At 64.5% G+C, this 19,632-nt stretch carries 17 protein-coding genes and 1 other RNA gene; 9 read left to right on the forward strand and 9 right to left on the reverse strand.

Features of this window, described 5'->3' with window-relative positions:
* Positions 1-32 precede the first annotated feature (32 nt).
* The 6 genes from L0F51_RS06490 to L0F51_RS06515 form a co-directional block, all read right to left on the reverse strand.
* Positions 33-218, reverse strand: coding sequence for a DUF2065 domain-containing protein (locus tag L0F51_RS06490; RefSeq protein ID WP_092811084.1), 186 nt, complete (start codon positions 216-218; stop codon positions 33-35).
* Entirely contained in the window at positions 215-1,429 is a 1,215-nt protein-coding gene (gene hflC, locus L0F51_RS06495; RefSeq protein ID WP_370642323.1) for a protease modulator HflC, read from the reverse strand. The genes L0F51_RS06490 and hflC overlap by 4 nt, the downstream gene beginning before the upstream one ends.
* A complete protein-coding gene (hflK, locus tag L0F51_RS06500; protein ID WP_234628421.1) occupies positions 1,426-2,568 on the reverse strand; it encodes an FtsH protease activity modulator HflK in 1,143 nt (380 codons plus the stop codon). Before hflK ends, hflC begins: the two co-directional genes overlap by 4 nt.
* Positions 2,569-2,791: 223 nt before the next feature.
* Positions 2,792-3,304, reverse strand: a complete 513-nt coding sequence (locus tag L0F51_RS06505) for a dihydrofolate reductase (protein ID WP_234628422.1) — start codon at positions 3,302-3,304, stop codon at positions 2,792-2,794.
* On the reverse strand, positions 3,301-4,095 hold the full coding sequence (locus L0F51_RS06510; RefSeq protein WP_234628423.1) for a thymidylate synthase: 795 nt from the start codon (positions 4,093-4,095) through the stop codon (positions 3,301-3,303). Before L0F51_RS06510 ends, L0F51_RS06505 begins: the two co-directional genes overlap by 4 nt.
* Before the next feature lie 84 nt (positions 4,096-4,179).
* Complete coding sequence (locus L0F51_RS06515) at positions 4,180-4,824, reverse strand: TetR/AcrR family transcriptional regulator (RefSeq protein ID WP_234628424.1); 645 nt, start codon at positions 4,822-4,824, stop codon at positions 4,180-4,182.
* A 126-nt stretch (positions 4,825-4,950) separates the two neighbouring features.
* Here L0F51_RS06515 and L0F51_RS06520 point away from each other — a divergent pair, with 126 nt between their 5' ends.
* The 8 genes from L0F51_RS06520 to L0F51_RS06555 all read left to right on the forward strand — a co-directional run bounded on the left by L0F51_RS06520 (position 4,951) and on the right by L0F51_RS06555 (position 11,596).
* The gene (locus tag L0F51_RS06520) at positions 4,951-7,068 is read left to right on the forward strand and encodes a VIT and VWA domain-containing protein (RefSeq protein ID WP_234628425.1); all 2,118 of its coding nucleotides are present in this window, start codon (positions 4,951-4,953) and stop codon (positions 7,066-7,068) included.
* Positions 7,068-7,709: a rhombosortase gene (gene rrtA / locus L0F51_RS06525; protein ID WP_234628426.1), complete on the forward strand. Its 642-nt coding sequence runs from the start codon at positions 7,068-7,070 to the stop codon at positions 7,707-7,709. Before L0F51_RS06520 ends, rrtA begins: the two co-directional genes overlap by 1 nt.
* Positions 7,710-7,777: 68 nt before the next feature.
* Positions 7,778-8,169: a transfer-messenger RNA gene (gene ssrA, locus L0F51_RS06530) on the forward strand.
* A 92-nt stretch (positions 8,170-8,261) separates the two neighbouring features.
* Positions 8,262-8,840 (forward strand): SspB family protein, encoded by a 579-nt coding sequence (locus L0F51_RS06535; protein ID WP_234628427.1) that lies wholly within the window; start codon positions 8,262-8,264, stop codon positions 8,838-8,840.
* Positions 8,841-8,951: 111 nt separating this feature from the next.
* Positions 8,952-10,346: a class II fumarate hydratase gene (fumC, locus tag L0F51_RS06540; protein ID WP_234628428.1), complete on the forward strand. Its 1,395-nt coding sequence runs from the start codon at positions 8,952-8,954 to the stop codon at positions 10,344-10,346.
* A gap of 10 nt (positions 10,347-10,356) precedes the next feature.
* Complete coding sequence (locus L0F51_RS06545) at positions 10,357-10,557, forward strand: DUF4169 family protein (protein WP_234628429.1); 201 nt, start codon at positions 10,357-10,359, stop codon at positions 10,555-10,557.
* A 7-nt stretch (positions 10,558-10,564) separates the two neighbouring features.
* Positions 10,565-11,347: a hypothetical protein gene (locus tag L0F51_RS06550; RefSeq protein ID WP_234628430.1), complete on the forward strand. Its 783-nt coding sequence runs from the start codon at positions 10,565-10,567 to the stop codon at positions 11,345-11,347.
* A gap of 30 nt (positions 11,348-11,377) precedes the next feature.
* Positions 11,378-11,596: a ribbon-helix-helix domain-containing protein gene (locus tag L0F51_RS06555; RefSeq protein ID WP_234628431.1), complete on the forward strand. Its 219-nt coding sequence runs from the start codon at positions 11,378-11,380 to the stop codon at positions 11,594-11,596.
* Between the two features lie 3 nt (positions 11,597-11,599).
* On the opposite strand, the gene L0F51_RS06560 is transcribed toward L0F51_RS06555, so the two are convergent.
* Positions 11,600-15,487, reverse strand: a complete 3,888-nt coding sequence (locus L0F51_RS06560; protein WP_370642374.1) for an AsmA family protein — start codon at positions 15,485-15,487, stop codon at positions 11,600-11,602.
* On the reverse strand, positions 15,462-16,865 hold the full coding sequence (locus L0F51_RS06565) for an FAD-binding oxidoreductase (protein ID WP_234628433.1): 1,404 nt from the start codon (positions 16,863-16,865) through the stop codon (positions 15,462-15,464). Before L0F51_RS06565 ends, L0F51_RS06560 begins: the two co-directional genes overlap by 26 nt.
* Positions 16,866-16,977: 112 nt before the next feature.
* On the opposite strand from L0F51_RS06565, the gene L0F51_RS06570 reads away from it, so the two are divergent.
* A complete protein-coding gene (locus L0F51_RS06570; protein ID WP_234628434.1) occupies positions 16,978-17,466 on the forward strand; it encodes a thioesterase family protein in 489 nt (162 codons plus the stop codon).
* 46 nt (positions 17,467-17,512) lie between these two features.
* Here the strand turns inward: L0F51_RS06570 and L0F51_RS06575 are convergent, their stop codons facing one another.
* Positions 17,513-19,348, reverse strand: coding sequence for a chloride channel protein (locus L0F51_RS06575; RefSeq protein ID WP_234628435.1), 1,836 nt, complete (start codon positions 19,346-19,348; stop codon positions 17,513-17,515).
* Between the last annotated feature and the right edge of the window lie 284 nt (positions 19,349-19,632).

The raw sequence follows: 19,632 nt of genomic DNA on the forward strand, positions 1-19,632 counted from the left end.
TCAAGCCGACGTTATGCCCCCGCCTCGCTTGCTCAACCTCGAGCCAACCAGACGAGGGCAACTCCGAAACCCGCCGAAACCAGGCCGACGGTTCTGAGCATGTCGCTCGGACTAGCCACCGCCTGTTCGGCCACTCGCTTCATGAAGTCAGGAAATAGCGCGTATAACGCACCTTCCAGGGCAAGAACGAGGCCGAAGGCGGCGAACAGGTCGCTCATTGCGGGATGGCGGTCGGCGTCGGTTCGCCCGTCGGCACACCCGGCTCGCCGGCGTCGCCATTGGAATCAGGGCTGGCGGGGCTCGTCCCGTCGCTGCCGGACTGAGACGAAGACGCCCCATCCGCGGCACCCGCAGACGCACCCGAAGGCGAGGTGTTGCTCCCCTCGTCTCCCGGCGCGGCTTGCGCCGCACCGTCATCGCTCTGCGCACCACTCTCGTCATCAGCCGGGGCAACGCCCGAATCCTGGCTCCCGTCCGTTCCGGTCGCATCCGCCCCGCCGGCCCCATTCGGGGTGGCGGCGGGCTGCGCCGGTCCAGGCTGGGGTGCGGGCAATGAACCGCTCGGCACAGCATCCTGGAAATAGCGGAAGAACTCCGAATCCGGCTTCAAGAGCATCGTCGTGCCGGTGCCCTGGATCGCGTTCTGGTAGGCCCTCATCGAACGATAGAACTCGAAGAAGTTTTCGTCCTGACCATAGGCGTTCGCGAAGATCGAGTTGCGCTGCGCTTCGCCCTCACCGCGGAGGATGTCGGCATCGCGGCTCGCCTCGGCGACCGTCACCTGCGCCTCGCGGTCCGCCTCGGCCCTGATGCGGGCCGCCTGCTCGGTACCACGGGCACGCAGCTCCGCCGCTTCGGCAAGGCGTTCCGCCTTCATCCGATCGAAGGTCTGCTGCGACACCTCGGGAAGAAGATCGGTCCGCTTGATGCGCACGTCGACGATTTCGATACCGAGATCGACGGCGAGCGGGCGGAGCTGATCACGCACTTCCACCATCATCGCGACGCGTTCTGCCGACAGAGCAGCCTCGAAGGAGCGCTGACCGTAGACCCGCCGCAGAGAGGCATCGAGCCGTGTCTGCAGGTTCTGCTGGGCGACTTCGAGCGAGCCCGAAACGTTTTCCCGGAATTTGCGCGGATCGACGATCTTATAGGCGAGGAAGGCATCGACGAGATAACGCCGGCCGTCACGCACCTGCACGCGGATGTTTTCGAGATCGAACGACAGGAGCCGATCCTCGATGATCTGCACCGTCTCCACGAAATTGGTCGGGATCTTGAAGTAGAGCCCGGGCTCCTTGATCACCCGGTTGATCTCACCGAAGCGCAGGACCAGGGCCTGCTGCCGCTCGTTGACGACGAAGACGGAGGAATAAACCAGGATCAGGATCACGATCGCGGCGACGAGGAGAATCCACAAACGCCTCATTGATTGCTCCCCTGCTGGCTCGTGCGCGAGCTGCTTGAATTGGACGATGAGGATCTACGCGCATTGCTGTTCGGCAGATCGTTCAGCGGCAGATAAGGCACGACGCCCGAGCCGTTTCCGTCCGTTTCCATGATGACCTTGTTGGAGTCCCGCAGCACGCCCTCCAGCGTTTCCAGATAGATGCGCTTGCGCGTTACCTCCGGCGCGAGCCGGTATTCGTTGTAGACGGAGATGAAGCGCTGAGCCTCACCCTGAGCTTCGGCGATCGTCGATTCCTTGAAGGCACGGCCCGCCTCGCGGGTCTTCGACGCCTCACCACGCGCTTCACCGAGCCGCTTGTTCGCGTATTGCTCGGCCTCGCGCTGGTAGCGATCGAGATCCTGCTGCGCGCGCTGCACCTCTTCAAAGGCATCCGCGACTTCAGACGGCGGATCGGCGCGCTCCAACTGAACACCGACGATGGTGACGCCAGCGCCATAGGTGTCGAGTGTCCCCTGCAACAGGGCGCGCACCTGGTCTTCGACTTCCGCACGGCGTTCCGTGCGCACATCCTCGGCGCGCGAACGGCCCACATATTCACGCATCGCGCTCTCGGCGATGCGCCGCACGAAGCCCTCGGGATCGGCGACGTTGAAGAGGAAATCCTTGGGGCTGCTCACCCGCCAGATCACGGTGAAAACCACGTCGACGATGTTCTGATCGCCCGACAGCATGAGGCTGTTGGGATCGTTGTTGCGCGCAGAACTCGTGCCGATCGTCTCGCGGCGCTGCCGGATGGTGACGATTTCCACGGTCTCGAACGGCCACAGATGGAAATGCAGGCCCGGTTCCTCGACCTGCGGCTTCGGCTTGCCGAACACCAATTCCTGGCCGAGCTCGTCCGGCTGCACCGTGTAGATGGCGTTGGTCAGCCAGATGGCGACCAGGATGATCGCGACGACCGCTGCGATCGCGAGATTGCCGCGGCCGCCATTCGGAAACATGCCGCGCAGCTTGTCCTGGCCGCGTCGAATGAGATCTTCAAGATCCGGCTGCTGTGGGCCGGACGGCTGCGGCCCGGACCCCCAAGGTCCGCCACGGTTGCCACCGCCGGGATTACCCCACGGGCCACCACCGTTATTGTTGTTACTCCAGGGCATTTAGCCTCCTCGTTTGACCCCATCCGCGCCTTGCGCGCGGTTATAGGCGAGCCCTGCCCGCCCATCAACGCCCGCCCGTCTGCGGATGCGAACCGCCAATCCGCTGGCCACCGTCATGCTGCTAGGGCGATCGCCGAAACCGATTTGCCATAAAGAGATGCGGGTGCCGCGGGCCACATGGGATAGCGGGAAAGCCAGCGCAAGCGTCGCCGAGGCGATTGCATCATCTCCGTTCCAACAGCCGGTAGATGGCTTCCGCCGTATCGCCCTCATGCGTAGGCAGCCGATCACAGGAAATCTCGTGCCACTCGGTGCGCTCAAAAGGCGGAAACGCAACGTCTCCCTCGGGTTCTGCCGCGATTTCCGTCCAGTGGAGCAGAGAGGCGTGCGGCAGCGCCTCGGCAAAGAGCCCGGCCCCGCCGATCACGCAGATTTCATCGGCGTTGAGCCGTTCCGCCGCATCTCGGGCGAGCGCAAGCGCGTCCTCGAGGGAGCGCGCCGTCGTCGCGCCCGGCGCCTCATAACCTTCCTGGCGGGTGACGACGAGATTGCTGCGGCCCGGCAGCGGGCCTTTCAGGCTCTCCCAGGTCCGCCGCCCCATGATGATGGGCTTGCCCATGGTGACGGCGCGAAAACGCTTCATGTCACCGCGCACGCGCCAGGGCAGCCCGCCATCTCGTCCGATGATGCCGTTGCGCGCCACCGCAACGACGAGAGAGATTTTGGGCGCCGTCACACTGCCACCTTCGCCGCGATATGCGGATGCGGATCATACCCCTCCAGGCGGAAATCGTCGTAAGTGAAATCGAAGATCGAGCCGACGGCGGGATTGAGGTCCATGCGCGGCAGCGACCGCGGCGTGCGCGACAGCTGCAGCTTCGCCTGCTCCACATGGTTGGCGTAGAGATGCGCGTCGCCAAAGGTGTGGATGAAATCGCCCGGCTCGAGCCCCGTCACCTGCGCCATCATCAAGGTGAGAAGCGCATAGGACGCGATGTTGAAGGGAACGCCCAGAAACACGTCCGCCGAGCGCTGATACAGCTGACAGGAGAGCTTCCCGTCGGCGACGTAGAACTGGAACAGGCAATGACAGGGCGGCAGCGCCATCTGATCGACATCGGCCGGGTTCCAGGCCGTGACGATCATCCGGCGTGAATCAGGATTCGAACGGATCGTCTCAACCACTTGAGATATCTGATCGATCTGGCGCCCGTCGGGAGCTGCCCAGGAACGCCATTGCCGGCCGTAGACCGGTCCGAGATCGCCGTTCTCGTCGGCCCATTCGTTCCAGATCCGCACGCCGTTGTCGTTCAGATAGCGGATGTTGGTGTCGCCAGCGAGGAACCAGAGAAGTTCGTGGATGATCGACTTCAGATGCAGCTTCTTCGTCGTCAGAAGCGGAAACCCCGCCGCGAGATCGAAGCGCATCTGGTGCCCGAAGACGGAGCGCGTGCCGGTTCCGGTGCGGTCGCCCTTGACGCTGCCCTCATCGAGCACGCGCCGGAGGAGATCGAGATATTGCTGCATCAAGAATACCTAGCGTGATTCTCAGGCCCCGTCCGAGCGTCGATCTTTCACGGGCCGTCACATTGGCTCAGTTCACAAGAGAATTCAGAACATCGGCAGCTGGTCGCCGTCCTTACGCCGCTTCACCAGGTCTTCGAGCCCGGCAAGGTGGCATTGGACGAGATGCTCGATGGTCGGCCGCACGCTGTCGAGGCGGATGGCGCCGAGACGGCCGGCGGCGGAAAGGATGAGAAGCCCGTGGACGGCCGCCCACAGGCCCCGCGCCGACTGGCTGGCAAGCTTGTCGTCGATGCGCCGGTCATGTGCGCGGATCGCCCGCTCCAGCGTGGCGAAGAGACGGTCGACCGTCGGCTGATTCGGCGGCTCGGCTCCGTCGGCGGGCATTTCCGTCTCGAACACGGCGAGCCAGCGGCGCTCGTTTCGATGGACGAAGTCGGCGTAGCGATCGGCGAAATCGAGCAGCACCTCGCGCGTCGCGCGGCCTTCGACCTTCACCTCCGACATCGTCTCGGCAAGGGCCGCAAAGGTACGGGCGTTCACGGCCGCGATGAGCGCGCCGAGATTGTCGAAGACATTGTAGGTGGTGCCGACGGCAACGCCGACTTCGGAGGCGACGCGTCGGGCCGTGACGGCCGATACGCCTTCCTCGCTGACGATGCGCTCCGCCGCGTCGATCATGGCGGACCTGATGTCGGCGCTCCGCCGCCGCGTGCCAGAAACCTCGGCCAAATGCGACCCTCCTGCCCTTCCGCTTAGCGCAGTTCGCACAATGCCGCCACCAGCACTTGAACAATGTTCACAGATCGAGTAGACGTGAACATTGTTCATGAACGGTGTTCAAGAATGGAGACGAGGATGATCACACAGACCCTGAAACGGCTCACGCTCGCGGCCGGCCTGGCACTCGGCGTCGTCGCCACAGCCCCGGCCGCCGATGCGGCCGGTCTGATGACGCCGAAGGACGGGACGCCCGCCCTCGATCTGCGCGACCAGGCGGTCGATGTGGTGGTGGAAGGCGGCTATGCCGTCGTCACGGTCGAACAGACCTTTGCCAATCCGAACGCTGAAGACATGGAGGCGATCTATTCCTTCCCGGTTCCGGAACGCGCGGCCGTGTCGGAATTCACCTACTGGATCGACGGCAAGCCGGTGACGGCCGAAGTCCTGGAGAAGGAGGAGGCCCGAAAGATCTACGAGAGCGAGAAGGCGGCCGGTCGTGAAACGGCAATTGCCGAGCAGGACGCCTACAAGACCTTCGACATGACCGTCTGGCCCGTGCGGGCGGGAAATGACGTCAAGATCCGCCTCGCCTACATCCAGCCGGCGAAGCTCGACACCGGCATCGGCCGCTTCGTCTATCCGCTGGAAGAAGGCGGCGTTGACGACGACAAGCTCGCCTTCTGGACCGCGAACGAAACCGTCACGGGCCGCTTCAGCTTCGATCTCCACCTGCGCACCGACTATACGGTCGAGGCCCTGCGCCTCCCGGCCCATCCGGACGCCGCCATCTCAAAGGATCCGGATGGCAGCTGGCGCGTCCATATCGACAACGCGGCCGCCGCCCCCAAAGCCGGTTCCGAACCCGTCGACGACGCCGGCCCAGCCGATGAGGACACGCCTGCCCAGGCGCCGGCACCAGCCGGAAAAAGCTTCGAACTCGACACCGACATCGTCGTCTATTGGCGCCAGGCCGAGAACGAGCCGGCCCGCGTCGACATGCTCGCCTACAAGCCGGAGAGCGATGGCCGCGGCACCTTCATGCTGACGCTGACGCCCGGCATGGACCTGAAGCCGATCACCGAAGGCCGCGACTTCATCTTCGTGCTCGATCGCTCCGGCTCCATGGGCGGCAAGATGTCGAGCCTCACGGAAGGCGTCTCGCGCGCCCTCGGCCAGCTCAATCCCGACGACCGCTTCCGCATCGTCTATTTCAATGACAGCGCCCGCGAACTCACCCACGGCTTCATGAATGCCAATGAGGAGAGCATTTCGCAGGCTCTCGAATGGGTGCGGAACGTCGACGCTGAGGGTGGCACCAATCTCTACGACGGCCTCAAGCTCGGCCTCGACGCGGCCGACGCCGACCGCACGAGCGCCCTCGTCCTCGTCACCGACGGCGTCGCCAATGTCGGCCCCACGGAGGTGAAGGATTTTCTCGCTCTGGTGAAAGAGCAGGATGTGCGCCTCTTCACCGCCATCATGGGCAACAGCGCCAACCGCCCGCTGCTTGAGCCGATGACATTGGAATCGGGCGGCTTCGCGAGCGCGGTCTCCAATTCCGACGACATCATCGGCGTCCTCTTGCAGGCGACGGCAAAAGTGACCCACGAGGCGCTTCACGGCGTGAAGCTCGATCTCGACCCGTCCGGCAGCGGCCTCACCATCGACGATCTCCGCCGCAAAGGCATCCGCACCCTCTATCGCGGCGAACAGATGGTTCTCTTCGGTCATTACCGCGGCGCGGGCAACGCGGAGCTGACGCTCTCCGGCGAGATTTCCGGCAAGGCGGTTTCCTATGAAGCCAGCTTCGCCTTTCCTGAGACGGCGAACCTCAACCCCGAGCTGGAGCGGCTTTGGGCCTTTGCCGAAATCGAGCAGGAGCTTCGCAAGCTCGACCTCTTGGGCAGCGACGCCGACGTCAAGCAATCGGTCATCGACACCTCCAAGGAATACGGCATCCTCTCCCCCTTCACCTCCATGCTGGTGGTGCGCGACGAGCGGTTCGAGGAGCTGGCGATCGATCGCAGCAACCGCGACCGGCTCGCTGTCGAGGAGACGGCACGCGAGAAGCGCATGAGCGCGCCGGCACCGTCGACCCGGATCGATACCCAAGCCCCGATGTTCGACGCCCCGCGCCCCTCCCATTCGGGCGGTGGCTCAGGCGGCTCCGGCGCCATTGGCCTGCCGGGCCTCATCCTCGCGATCCTCGTTCTCTGCGGCACGCTCCGCCTGCGCCGGCGGGAGACCGCCTGATGCATGCGCCCGCAAACGCGTTCCACGGCAGGCCTCGCCTGCCGTGGTTCACCCTCGGCCTCGCAGCCCTGACCGCCGCTCTCTACGCCCTCGCCGGCGGCGCGCCCTCCGGCCTCGTCTATGATCGGGCCGCGATCGAAGCTGGCGAGGTCTGGCGGCTCGTCACCGGCCATCTCGTTCATCTCGACCTCCACCATCTCGGCTACAATCTGGGTGCCCTTCTGGCGCTCGGCATCGCTTACGAGCTCGCACCTTTCGGCGGCCCGCGCCGGCTCGCCCTCCACATTTTCGGCTTCGGCGCTCTGGCGGTCACGGCCACCCTCCTCGCCGTCTTCCCCGACACGCTGCGCTATTGCGGCCTCTCGGCCGTCCTCAATACGCTCTATGCGACGCTCACCCTCGGCCTGTGGAAAGAGACGCGCGAAAAAATCTGGCTTTTCGCACTGGCCGCAAACGTCGCCAAGATCGCGTGGGAGGCGGCCTTCGGCCCGATCTTCTCAGCAGGTCTCGCCTGGCCCCCGCATCTCGGCGCCCATGTGGCGGGACTTGTCGCGGGCTGTCTCGTCGCTCTTTCCGGACCGTCACGAATTTCGGATGAAGATCCTGAATCTCTTTCGCAGCCGGTAGGCGCAAACGCCTGAGAAGACTCGGCGATCCCAGGGCCGGGCTCCAGAGAAATCCTGTCGCAACTCAGAAGTCGGTGCAGGCAAGCCTTTGAAATTCGGCAGGGACCGCTTATATTGGCTCGCGTCGGCGCAAGCCGACTATGGCGATAAATGGTCTACGGAATAAGCCTATCGGACCCGGGGGCGGTACCCGGCGCCTCCACCATCAACGGCCCAGGGCAGAGTGCCTGGAAAAGCCGGATTCCCTGCAAGGGGCCGCTGTTGATGGGGGCGAAATAGGATCGACGAGGGTGTAAAGGTAGAACTTTCGCTCGGTATGGTACCACCGTTATCGGACCAAAACTTGTAGTTGCGAATGACAACTATGCTGAGGCTCGTCTCGCTGCGTAATGCAGCCTGACTGCTTCGATTCAAGCCCTGGCGGTTAGCCCCGTCAGGCGGGGTCCGGAGGCACCTGGCAACAGAAGCCTCCATTTCGTTTTCCATGCCGTTGCAAATCGGTGTCAGAGGGGCCGAAACGTCCTGGCGCATATTGCCCGTCGCGCGCGGCCAACCTAATTTTGCTCAATGGCAAGCGACCTCATTCGTTACGACATTCTCACTCAGGACGCGCTGAGGCAGGTCATCCGCAAGGTGATCGGCGAGGTGGCGCAAACCGGATTGCCCGGTGAGCACCATTTCTTCGTGACCTTCGAGACCCGTCATCCCGGCGTGCGCATCTCCTCGCGCCTCAGGGCGCAGTACCCCGAAGAGATGACCATCGTCCTCCAGCACCAGTTCTGGGACCTCAACGTCACGGAGACGACCTTCGAGGTCGGCCTCTCCTTCAACGGCGTACCGGAACGTCTTCTCGTCCCCTTCCGCGCGATCAAGGCTTTCGTCGATCCGCATGCGAGCTTCGGCCTGAAGTTCGACGTGCCGGAGACGGAGGGCGAAAATCTCGCCGCCGCGGAGGCTGAGGCGATGCCAGGGCTGCTCCCTGGCGAAGAGGAACAGCCCGGCCTGATGCCGAGCCCTCTTCCGCCGGCGGTCGTGGAGCACAAGGAAGGAAGTGCGGAGACCGCAGAGGCGTCTGCCGAAGGCGAGGATGGCAAAGAGGGCGCCGAAGTCGTCTCTCTCGACGCATTCCGCAAGAAAAACGGCTGAGCGTCCGCGTCTTTTTCTGTTCTCCGTCGGTTGAAAGCCTCTTTCCCGCCTCCGGCTCTTGCCTGCGGCGCCCGCCAATGGGAAAAGGCCGAAAAACTGGCGGACCCGACCATGACAGAGAGCACGCGTACCGAGACCGATTCCTTCGGCCCCCTGGAAGTTCCCTCCGACAAATATTGGGGCGCACAGACCGCGCGCTCGCTCAAGAATTTCGAAATCGGCCATGAGCGGATGCCCAAGCCGCTCATCCGCGCCCTCGGCCTGATCAAGAGCGCGGCCGCGCAGGTCAACAAGGACCTCGGCAACCTCGAGCCCCGCCTCGCCGACGCGATTTCCGCAGCCGGCCAGGAAGTCGCCTCTGGCAAGTTCGACGACAATTTCCCGCTCGTCATCTGGCAGACGGGCTCGGGCACCCAGACCAACATGAATGCCAACGAGGTCATCGCCAACCGTGCGATCGAGATGCTCGGCGGCACGCTCGGCTCGAAAGATCCGGTCCACCCGAACGATCACGTCAATCGCAGCCAGTCCTCCAACGACACTTTCCCGACGGCGATGCATATCGCTGCGGCGGAAGAGATCGTGCACCACCTCATTCCGGCGGTCGAACATCTGCGCGAGGCTCTGCGCGACCGCAAGCGCGCCTTCGCCGACATCATCAAGATCGGCCGCACCCATACGCAGGACGCCACGCCCGTCACGCTCGGCCAGGAATTCTCCGGCTACGTCGCCCAGCTCGATTACGGTCTGCGCCGTGTGCGCGAAGGCGTCGACTATCTCTTCGAACTCGCCCAGGGCGGGACGGCAGTCGGCACCGGGCTCAACACCAAGCCGGAATTCGCCGAGAAATTCGCAGCCGCTGTCGCCGAATCGACCGGCCTGCCCTTCCGCACGGCGCCCAACAAATTCGAGGCCCTTGCGACCCACGACGCCTATGTCTCGGCCCATGGCGCCATCAACACGCTCGCCGTGTCGCTCTTCAAGATCGCCAACGACATTCGCTTTCTGGGTTCGGGGCCGCGCTCCGGTCTCGGCGAATTGATCCTGCCGGAAAATGAGCCGGGCTCCTCGATCATGCCGGGCAAGGTCAATCCGACCCAGTGCGAAGCGATGACCATGGTCTGCGCTCAGGTGATGGGCAACAACACCACGATCGGCATTGCCGGCAGCCAGGGGCATTTCGAGCTCAACGTCTACAAGCCGGTCCTCGCCTACAACATGCTGCAGTCGATCGATCTCCTCGCCGGCGCCTGCCGGTCCTTCGCCGACAAATGCGTCGTGGGCATTCAGGCGAATGAAGAGCGCATTTCGGAATTGATGCAGCGCTCCTTGATGCTGGTGACGGCACTTGCGCCGAAGATCGGCTACGACAACGCCACCAAGGTCGCCAAGACGGCGCACAAGAACGGCACGACCTTGAAGGAAGAGGCCGTCGGCCTCGGCTTCGTCACACCGGAGGAATTCGACCAGATCGTCCGCCCGGAAAACATGATCGGGCCGCGCTGAGCAGGAGCCTATGGCCGAGATCGTCAATCTGCGCACCGCCCGCAAACGGGCGGCGCGTCAGGCCAAGGAAAAAGACGCTGCGGAAAACCGCCGGCGGCACGGGCTAAGCACGGCCGAACGGCAGAGAGAGCGTGACGAGCTCGCCCAGGAGGCGCATCGTCTGGACGGCCATTTCCGCGGCAGACCGCCTGAGGGCGAGGAGAAACCATGAGGTTGCCATGCAGATGATGTCTCGCCTTGTCGCTTTGTCGCTTCTCGCCACACCGTCGATGGCGCTCGCGCAGGATCAGGCGCCCGGCACCATCCGGCAAATCCCCATGCAGGTGCCGCCTCAGACAGAGCCTTCACCCAGCCAGCAGACACAGCAGCAGCCGCAAGCGCAACATCAGACCGGAACCCCGGATCAGAGCGGCACACAGGCGCCGACGGCATCAGAGTCCACTGAGCCGAGCGGCGATTCCTATTCCTGGCGCTCCTCCCTCACCGACAGTGGGGCCGCCGCCTTCATCGCCGGCTGCGATCAGTGCGATAACGTGCCGCTCGACATCAGCTGCACGCTTGCGGGCAGCGACATCACCGTTCGCCCGACCATCGCCGTCGAAAGCGCACTCGAAGGCGATCTCGTCGAAGTCGCGTTCGAGGTCGATCGGGATATCTTCCGCCGCGATGGGCGTCTGCACCAGAGCGAGCTCTATGGCGGCTTCGTCCCGGAAGTGACGATCAAGGAGAGCGACCCGCTGCTCTACGCGCTGTCCGTCGGCGACAGCCTCAACGTCGCGGTCGGTCAGCAGCGCCTCGATCTCACCTTGAAGGGATCGGCAGCGGCATTGCGTACGATGCGCTCGGCCTGCACGAAGCCGGCATCCACGCCTGTGCCGCCGTCCTCGGAAGAACCGGCACCCCTGCAACCCGACAGTTCGGTGGAGCCGAACCCGACGATCCGCATCACCCCGCCGCCCCCGCCTGAGGCGCTTCTGCCTCTGCCCGGCTCCGGGAACTGAACGGAGCACGGCCCTGCCCGTCGTCACGATGTGAAAAAGCGCTCCGTCGTCATCGCCGGACATCGCACGAGTGTCAGTCTGGAGGATCCCTTCTGGACCGAGCTCAAGGCGATGGCCACAACGCGCGACATGCCGCTTGCCGCTTTGATCGAGGAGATCGATGCGCGGCGGGAGACCGACAACCTCTCCTCCGCGCTGCGCATTGCCGTTCTCGAAAGTCTTCGCCGCCGCCTGGCAGAGGGCGGCTGAAGCTCATTCCGACAGCGACGGCAGGAGATCGAGCGGCGCGCCGCTGCCGCTACGCTCCGGTGTGATCACCGTGGGGGCATCCGGAACCGGCTCATCCAGAATGCGGCCGAGCCGACGCCCAAACGTTTCCTGATCTGTTTCTGAGCCCTGCGGCTGCGGCGTCGAACCTCGCGCTTCGGGCTTTTCCGGGCGATCTTGGGTTCCATCCCCTTGCGTTCCATCCCCTGATGGGGCGTCGGGCCGAGCCGCGTCCGGCCCACCTTGCTGCACGCCGGGAGCCGTCTTCTCGGCCGCGTCTTCGGCCCGCTGAGCCGCCTCCTCCGCCGCCCTTTCTGCCGCCGCCTTCTCGGCGGCCTCCTTCTCTGCAGCAGCCTGGGCCGCCTTCTCGCGCTCCTGGCGCTGTTCCTCTTCGCGCTGGCGCTTCAGTTGCCGCCGCAGCCGCTCGCCTTCGAGGATTTCCGCCTGAAGCTTCTCGACCCGTTCCACCTCCTGTTCGAAGGCGCGCACCGTCAGAAAACCGAGGAAGGGCGTGATGTCGATATGACGGCCCGGATCGGCAAGAGGCCCGGAAAAGACGATCCCGACTTCGGGCTGCGCGCCCGTCACCGCATCCTGGCCGGGATCGACCTTCAAGGACCAGTCGGAGGCGAGCTGCATCCGGTTCAAGTCGATCGAAGCGTTGCCGAGAACGGTCGCGCTTTCGCTCCCTTCCACCTGCAGCGTCGACAACCGCGCCGTCCCGGAGGTGATGGAGAACGAGCCCGTCGCCTCATCGAAGGAAAGCGTCCCGGCATCGAGATGGCCGGAAAACGCGGCCGCAACCGGCTCGCTTTCAAGCTTCAGTCCGGCATCGGAGGCGCGAATGACCGAGCCGAAGGCCTGCGGGTTCAGATACCGCAGAAGACCGTCGCGCAGGGTGAAGGACCCGCTCCCGTTCAAGGCGGAGACCATCCCGGAGAAGGACCGGCCACGCCCCATCACTTCGAGCGACGAGGAAAGCCGCCCCGCGGCGACCGGACGGCCGTCTTCGCGCCAGACGAGTTCGGCGAGAACCGCATCCTTGAGAGACAGCTGCAACGTCAGGGGCTGTGCGCCCTCACCGCCACCCGCCGACAGAGCCCCGCTGAGCTCGCCGCCGGCAAACCCGCCGCTGAGTCGATCGAGGCGCAGACGTCCCCCATCGTAACGAAGCTTGAAGGCCGGATTGCGCAGAGGCATTGCGAGCCCCGTCGCCGCCTCCTGCGCCTTGACGGCAAGATCGAGAGAAATCCCGCCGGGCAGAGCCGGGGCGAAAGCCTGGGTCGGCCATGTCCCCTCCACATAGGCCGGCATGATCCCGAATGGCGCAGCCAGGAGAAATGGCAAAGAGACGTTCTGCAGACGAAGATCGCCGCCGATCGCCAGGCCGTCCTCCGCTTGAGCGGTCAGGACACCGCCAACCGACTGCCCATCGAAAGACGCATTCTCGAGATCGAGCTCGGCCGTGCCGCCCGAGAGCTTGAACGGCCCGCTCGCCGCCAGAGCGTGGCCTTCGCCGATCCCGGGCAGCGCCACACCGGCAAGAAGGAGGGTAGGATCGACATCGTCGGCCGAAAGCGTCAGCGGACCGGCAAGAGAGGGCGTATCGCCACCGAACTCGCCGCGCCCGTCAAAGCCGAAATCGATGCCGGCGACACGTCCCCTCGCCTCGAAATCGGCACCCTCGCCGGCCGATCCATTCATTTTCAGGCTCAACCGGGCCGGGCCACTCCCGGGCAACGGCACGACGTCGAGGCCGAGCTGTGCAAGCAGAGATGCCGAATCCTGCGATTGCACAAGGAGATCGGCCTGCCCGGAAAGCTCATCCGGATCGTTGAAGCCGCCACGCCCATCGGCTGTCAGCGTCAGGCGCGTTCCGGCAAAGTTGCCGGAAAGCTCCAGCGTCTGCGCTCCATCGGTCTCCGCGGTCGCGACCAGACTGGCATCGACCGGCGACAGCGCGTCGGCGCGCGCGACCAGACGTTCCGCAAGCGGGCTCTGCGGCAGAAGCCCCTGCAGAAAAGCTGCCGCGCCTGAAAGGTTCTCAGCCACGATATCGGCCGAAAGCCGCCCTCGCGGCGCCGCGAAGAAATTTTCGATCCGCCCCGAGGCGTTGATATCGGCACCGGCGAGATCGGCGATCGACAAGGTGGCAATATCCAGACTGTCGCCGGTCAAGACCCCTTCCAGGTTGACGGAGGCCGCCTCCGCCCCGCCGACAGAAAGGTTCTGCGCCGCAAGCGACATCGCCACACGGGCAAAATTGCCCTTGCGCAGATCGTCACCGGCGAGAAGGCCCGTGACCGCCTCCGCCTCTTCGAGCGCCACATTCTCGGCGCTCAGCGTCACGTCGGCAAACGTTTCTCCTGTGCGCGCGAAACGGCGCATGGAAATCGCCCCGTCGATCGTCCCGTCGTTGATCTCCGCGACCAGATTCTGCGCCGTCTGCCGGCGCTGCGACAGATCGAGATCCGCCTCCACCCGGAACCGGTCGAGGCGCACCGCCTCCCCCGCATCGCCGCGCCACCAGGCGGCAAAGGCCGCGGGACGCTCCGAGGCGATCCGGCCATGGCCGTGGAAAGTCGGCGTCGCCGTATCGATGTCGCCGCTCACATCGATTCGGGTCGCCCCCGGCAGCACCGCGGACAGGATGTCCACTCTCCAGCCGCTCTCCGTCGGATTTACATCGGTCCCGACCGCCTGAATGACGCTGCCACCGACGACGACGCCCTGGGCATCGAGGGTCAATGTGCCGGGAACCGAGGGCCTCGGCAGATCCGTAAGCCCCGCGACGAGCCTTTCGGCCGCTTTCTCGATAGCGATCGGTTTGCCTGCACCGCCCCCGAGCGCACGATCGAGGTCGATCTGACGCGCATCGAGAGCGATGGCGAAGCGCGGTTCCGGCACGAATGCGAGTTCGCCATGACCGGCCGCCTGAACCGCGTTCGCTTCCGGCCCGTAGGCAAAGGTGAAGTCCTCCGAGGCGAGCTTTTCGCTGGTGAGCTCGAAATCGCCCTTCGTCCGCAAAAGCGTGAGCGGCGATTGCGGTTGCTCGGGCGCAGTTTCCGTGTCCGGCTTGAGACCGGAAAGATCGAAGCTGCCCTTCAAGGCGAGCCCCTCGTCGCCATCCGTGACGAGATCGCCGGCGACCGTCAGCACCAGAGGTTTCGCTGCCGGTGTCAGGCTCGCTTTCAAAGGCATGCGGCCGTCGGCCAGCCGTCCGACCCCGACATCGATGCTGTAGGCGTCGCCGCCGAGCCGGAAGCCGCCCTGCAAATGCCCGGGCCCTTCGAGCGAGCGCGCCTGCATGAGCGCATTGATCTCGCCGATGCGCCAGGAGGCGCCGCGCCGGCTGTCCCTGAGGTCGACCTCGCCGTTGCGAATGTCCATCTCGTCGAGGGAGATCTGCTCGGGCCCGAAACGCCCGATCCGCATCCGTCCCCCCGTCTGAGCGAGATCGGCGACATCGAGCGACAGGTGTGGCCGATCGAGCTGAACCGAAATGATGTTGATCTCGCCCTTGAGGAGCCCCGTGAGCTCCACCTTGGCGCGCAGGCGCCCCAGCGTCAGGATCGGCGCGTCGGAAGGTCCGATACGCACGTCCGCGAGCCGCAAGGTAGGCGTGGGCAGGATTGAAAGGTCGGCATCGCCACGCACCTTGACCGGCACGCCCAGGCTCGCCGAGGCCTTTTCCTCGAACTCCTGCCGGTAGGCGCTCCAATCAACGAGATACGGCCCGATCAGTGCGGTGAAGAGCACCGCAATGATGGCGAGGCCTATCGCGACATAAAGCCTTCCCAGAACAAATCTCCCTCTCCGCCCGCCTCCGCGACGGTCTCGATCCGGCCTAGAGACGGATGATCTTACCCGGATTCATGATGTTCTGCGGATCGATCGCGCGTTTGACGGCACGCATGACATCGAGAGCGGGGCCGAGTTCCTGCTCCAGATAGGCGCGCTTGCCCTGACCGATCCCGTGCTCACCGGTGCATGTTCCGTCCATCCCGATGGCTCGGGCGCTGATGCGCGCCGAAAGCTGCTGCGCCTTGTCGAGTTCCGCCGGATCGTCCATGTCGATCAGCGCCGAAACATGGAAATTGCCGTCGCCGACATGGCCGACGATGGGCGCGATGAGGCCGAGTTCGGCGATGTCGTCCATCGTTCCACGCACGCAATCGGCAAGTCTTGAAATCGGCACGCAGGCGTCGGTTGCGAAGGCCCTCGTCCCAGGACGCAGCGAGATCGCCGCCCAATAGGCGTCGTGTCGCGCCTGCCAGAGCCTGGCTCTGTCCTCCTGACGCGTCGTCCAGGAAAAATTGCCGCCGCCGAATTCCTCCGCGATGTCGCCGAAGAGCTCCGCCTGCTCCTTCACGCCGGCCGTCGTGCCGTGGAATTCCAGGAAGAGCGTCGGCGCCTCGGGGTAATCGAGCTTGGAATAGGCGTTGCACGCGCGCATCTGCAGCGTATCGAGGAGCTCGATCCGCGCCATGGGAATGCCGCTTTGGATGGTGGCGATGACGGTGTTGCAGGCCGATTCCACATCCGGAAAGCTGCACACGCCGGCCGAGATCGCCTCGGGGATTCCCTGCAGCCGCAACGTCAATTCCGTGATGACGCCGAGCGTGCCCTCCGCCCCCACCAGAAGCCGGGTCAGATCATAACCGGCCGAGGTCTTCTTGGCCCGCTGCGCCGTGCGCACGATTGCACCATCCGGCATGACCGCCGTGAGGTTGAGGACATTGTCCTTCATGGTACCGTAGCGAACCGCATTGGTGCCGGAGGCGCGCGTCGAGGCCATGCCGCCGAGGCTCGCATCCGCCCCCGGATCGATCGGGAAGAAAAGCCCGGTATCGCGCAAATGCTCGTTCAGCTGCTTGCGCGTGACGCCCGGCTCGACGACGCAGTCGAGATCTTCGGGATGCACGGCAAGGATTCGGTTCATCGCGGAGAGGTCGATCGAGACGCCGCCCGCCGGGGCGTTGAGATGGCCTTCGAGAGACGATCCGGTGCCGAACGGGATGATCGGCACATGATGCTCGGCGCAGACGCGCACCACTTCGGCGACTTCTTCGGTGGAATGCACGAAGACCACGCCGTCGGGGGGCTGATTGGTGATCCACGTCGTGGTGTGGCCGTGCTGCTCACGAACCGCGGCGGAGGTGGAAAAGCGCTCCCCAAAACGCTGTGCGAGAATATCAAGCGCGGTAGCAATACCGTCTTCGTTGCGAGAAAGCGCGTCTGCGATGGCCATATTCGGCTCCCGATGCCGGAGCAAATCCTCAAGCTTGTTGAAAGCATAACAAGTTGCCGCGCTGGCTCTCGGGCGGCGCGACTATCCCCTGCAATGCGAAAAAAGGTGGCTTATGTCCAGGACAATTGAGGCTCCGTTCCAGGCGACGACACAGACCGTCGAGGACGCCTGGATCGATTACAACGGCCATATGAATGTCGCGTATTACGTCCTGCTTTTCGATCGCGGCATCGACGAAGCCTTCGAAGCTCTCGGCCTCGGCCCCGATTACCGGCGGGCCCATGACGCTTCCTTCTTCGCAGTCGAAATGCATGTGCGCTATCTGCGCGAACTCAAAGCCGGCGCGAAAGTCGCCGCGACCTGGCAGCTCCTCTCCGCCGACGACAAGCGGGTGCGCAGTTACATGGAACTCCGTGATGCGGACGAGGGCTTTGTGGCCGCCACGTCGGAGCACCTGCATCTGCATGTGGATATGACCGCACGGCGGGCGGCCGCTTTCCCGCCGGACATTCGGGCAAAGATCGACGCGACCTTCGAGGCCCACCGAAAACTCCCCTGGCCGGAAAGCGCGGGCGCCGCGATCACTCTCGATAAACGCTGATGGATCAGCCCTCTGGGATCGAGGGCTGAATCAATTTGTCAGGCGATCAGGAATAGTGATTGCGGATGACCGCCCCGGCGATCTCCGGAGAATCGATGATACCGACGACATCCTCCGGACGCGGCACCACCACGCCCGCCCGCACGACGATCGCGAAGGAGCGTGCGCGCCGGTTCATGCGCGTGATGATGGAATTGAGAATGTTGTTTTCCGGCGCGACGACGAAATCGTCGGAGATGATGTCGGCGAGCGTCTGATCGGCTCGGATCGACGGCGCATAGAGAACCGAGCCGAAGCGGGCATACCCGACGATACGGCCATCTTCGCTGACGACGACATGCCTGCGCTGCCCTTCCTCGCCGACGAGCTTGATCGCATCCCGCACGCTGGTCGCCGCAGGCAGCACGACGAAATTGCGGTTCATCAGATCGCGCGCCTGCTGCACCAGATACATATTGGTGTGGCGCACCGACGGAATCGGACGGCCGCGATTGCGCAGCTTGATCGTGTAAATGTCGGCCGCAATAAACCAGCGCCGCACGCCGACCGACAGCGCCACCGCCAGCACCAGCGGGACGATGACATTATAGTCGCGCGTCATTTCGAAGATCATGACGATCGCCGTCATCGAGGCCCCGGTCGCACCGCCCACGAGCGCGCCCATGCCGACGACGGCAAACTCCGCCATGTTGAAGCCCTCGCCCGGGAAGAGCCACGCGCCGAGCGCGCCGACGGCGCCGCCGAGCGTCGCACCGATGAAGAGAGACGGAGAAAAGACACCGCCGGAGGCGCCCGCGCCGAGGCTGACGCTCGTCGCCACCAGCTTGCCGATCAACAGGGCGACGAGAAGGAAGAGCGTGTAGCTGTAATTGCTCTCGCTCACGATCGACTGGATCGTGGCATAGCCGACGCCGGCCGTATGGTACTGCCCCGTCGTGACGAAAAAGCCGTAGGCGAGCAGCCCGATCAGCGTCATGCCGATGATGTTGCGCGTGTAATCGTTGCCCGGCAGTTTCGGAAAGAAATCCTCGCAGAAGGCGAGGAAGCGGATGAACGCCCAGGAGGCGACGCCCGCAAGGAGACCGAGGACGGCAAAGCCGACGAGCTCGGCGAGATTGATCGCGTGCTGGGGATCGACGGCCGAAAGCGCCACGAAGAATGCCGGATCGAGGCCAAGCGCGATGCGTCCGATATAGGTCGCCGTCGCCGTCGCCACGACGACCGGCAGAAAGGTGCGCCCGCTCACCTCCGGCAGCAGGAGTTCCACCGCAAACAGCACGCCGCCGAGAGGCGTGTTGAACGTGGCCGCGATGCCGGCGCCGGCGCCGGCGGCAAGCATCGTGATCTTCTGCCAACGCGGCAGCTTCAACGTCCGCGCAATCGTCGAGCCGAAGGACGCACCGATCTGGATGATCGGCCCTTCGCGGCCGACCGAAGCGCCGCTGCCGATGGAGATGGCGGAAGCGATCGATTTCACGATCGCCACGACGCCGCGCACATTCCCGTTGTTGTGGTAGACGGCGTACATCACTTCCGGAACGCCGTGACCCTTGGCCTCCGGCGCAAACGTCTTCACCAGAAAGACGACGATGAGGCCGCCGATGACGGGCGCGAGAATAATGAACGGGCCCCAGACGCTCGCCGCCTCGAAATGGTTGGCATCATAGAAAAAGCCGATGCGGCCGTTGAACGCCAGATTGTGCACGAAGGCGATCATGTAGCGAAAAAGCACTGCCCCGACGGCAGCCACCACACCGATTGTGAACGCGACCACACACAATGCGGGAGCGCTCAAGACGCGTTCCTGGCTCTCTTCTTCCGTACCGGACGCGGAAACTGGCGCTGAATTTGTCGGCTTCGCCTCGGCCGGAGTGTCGGTCACGATCTCGCTTCTTTCTATCTCGGGTGCCGCTTCCGAACGGAGCGTCACACTGAGAAGAACAAGAGGTTAATCTGTCGCGGGCACCGGGAAGCCCCCGTCTCCTGCACCCAAGCAAGCCGCAAGGTCAAGGTTGCGCGCCGGCTTTCTCCCATGCGCCCTCGTCCGCGCCCCCAAAAGCGATCAGCCAACCGAGCAGACCCAGACATCCCTCTCCCTCCCATGCCCGGCACGGCGGAGCGGAAGGGGAAGCGGCCGAAAAAACGTTGACCATGTGCCGAAACGGT

It is taken from the genome of Afifella sp. H1R (assembly GCF_021462425.1).
Classification (GTDB): Bacteria; Pseudomonadota; Alphaproteobacteria; order Rhizobiales; family Afifellaceae; genus Afifella; species Afifella aestuarii.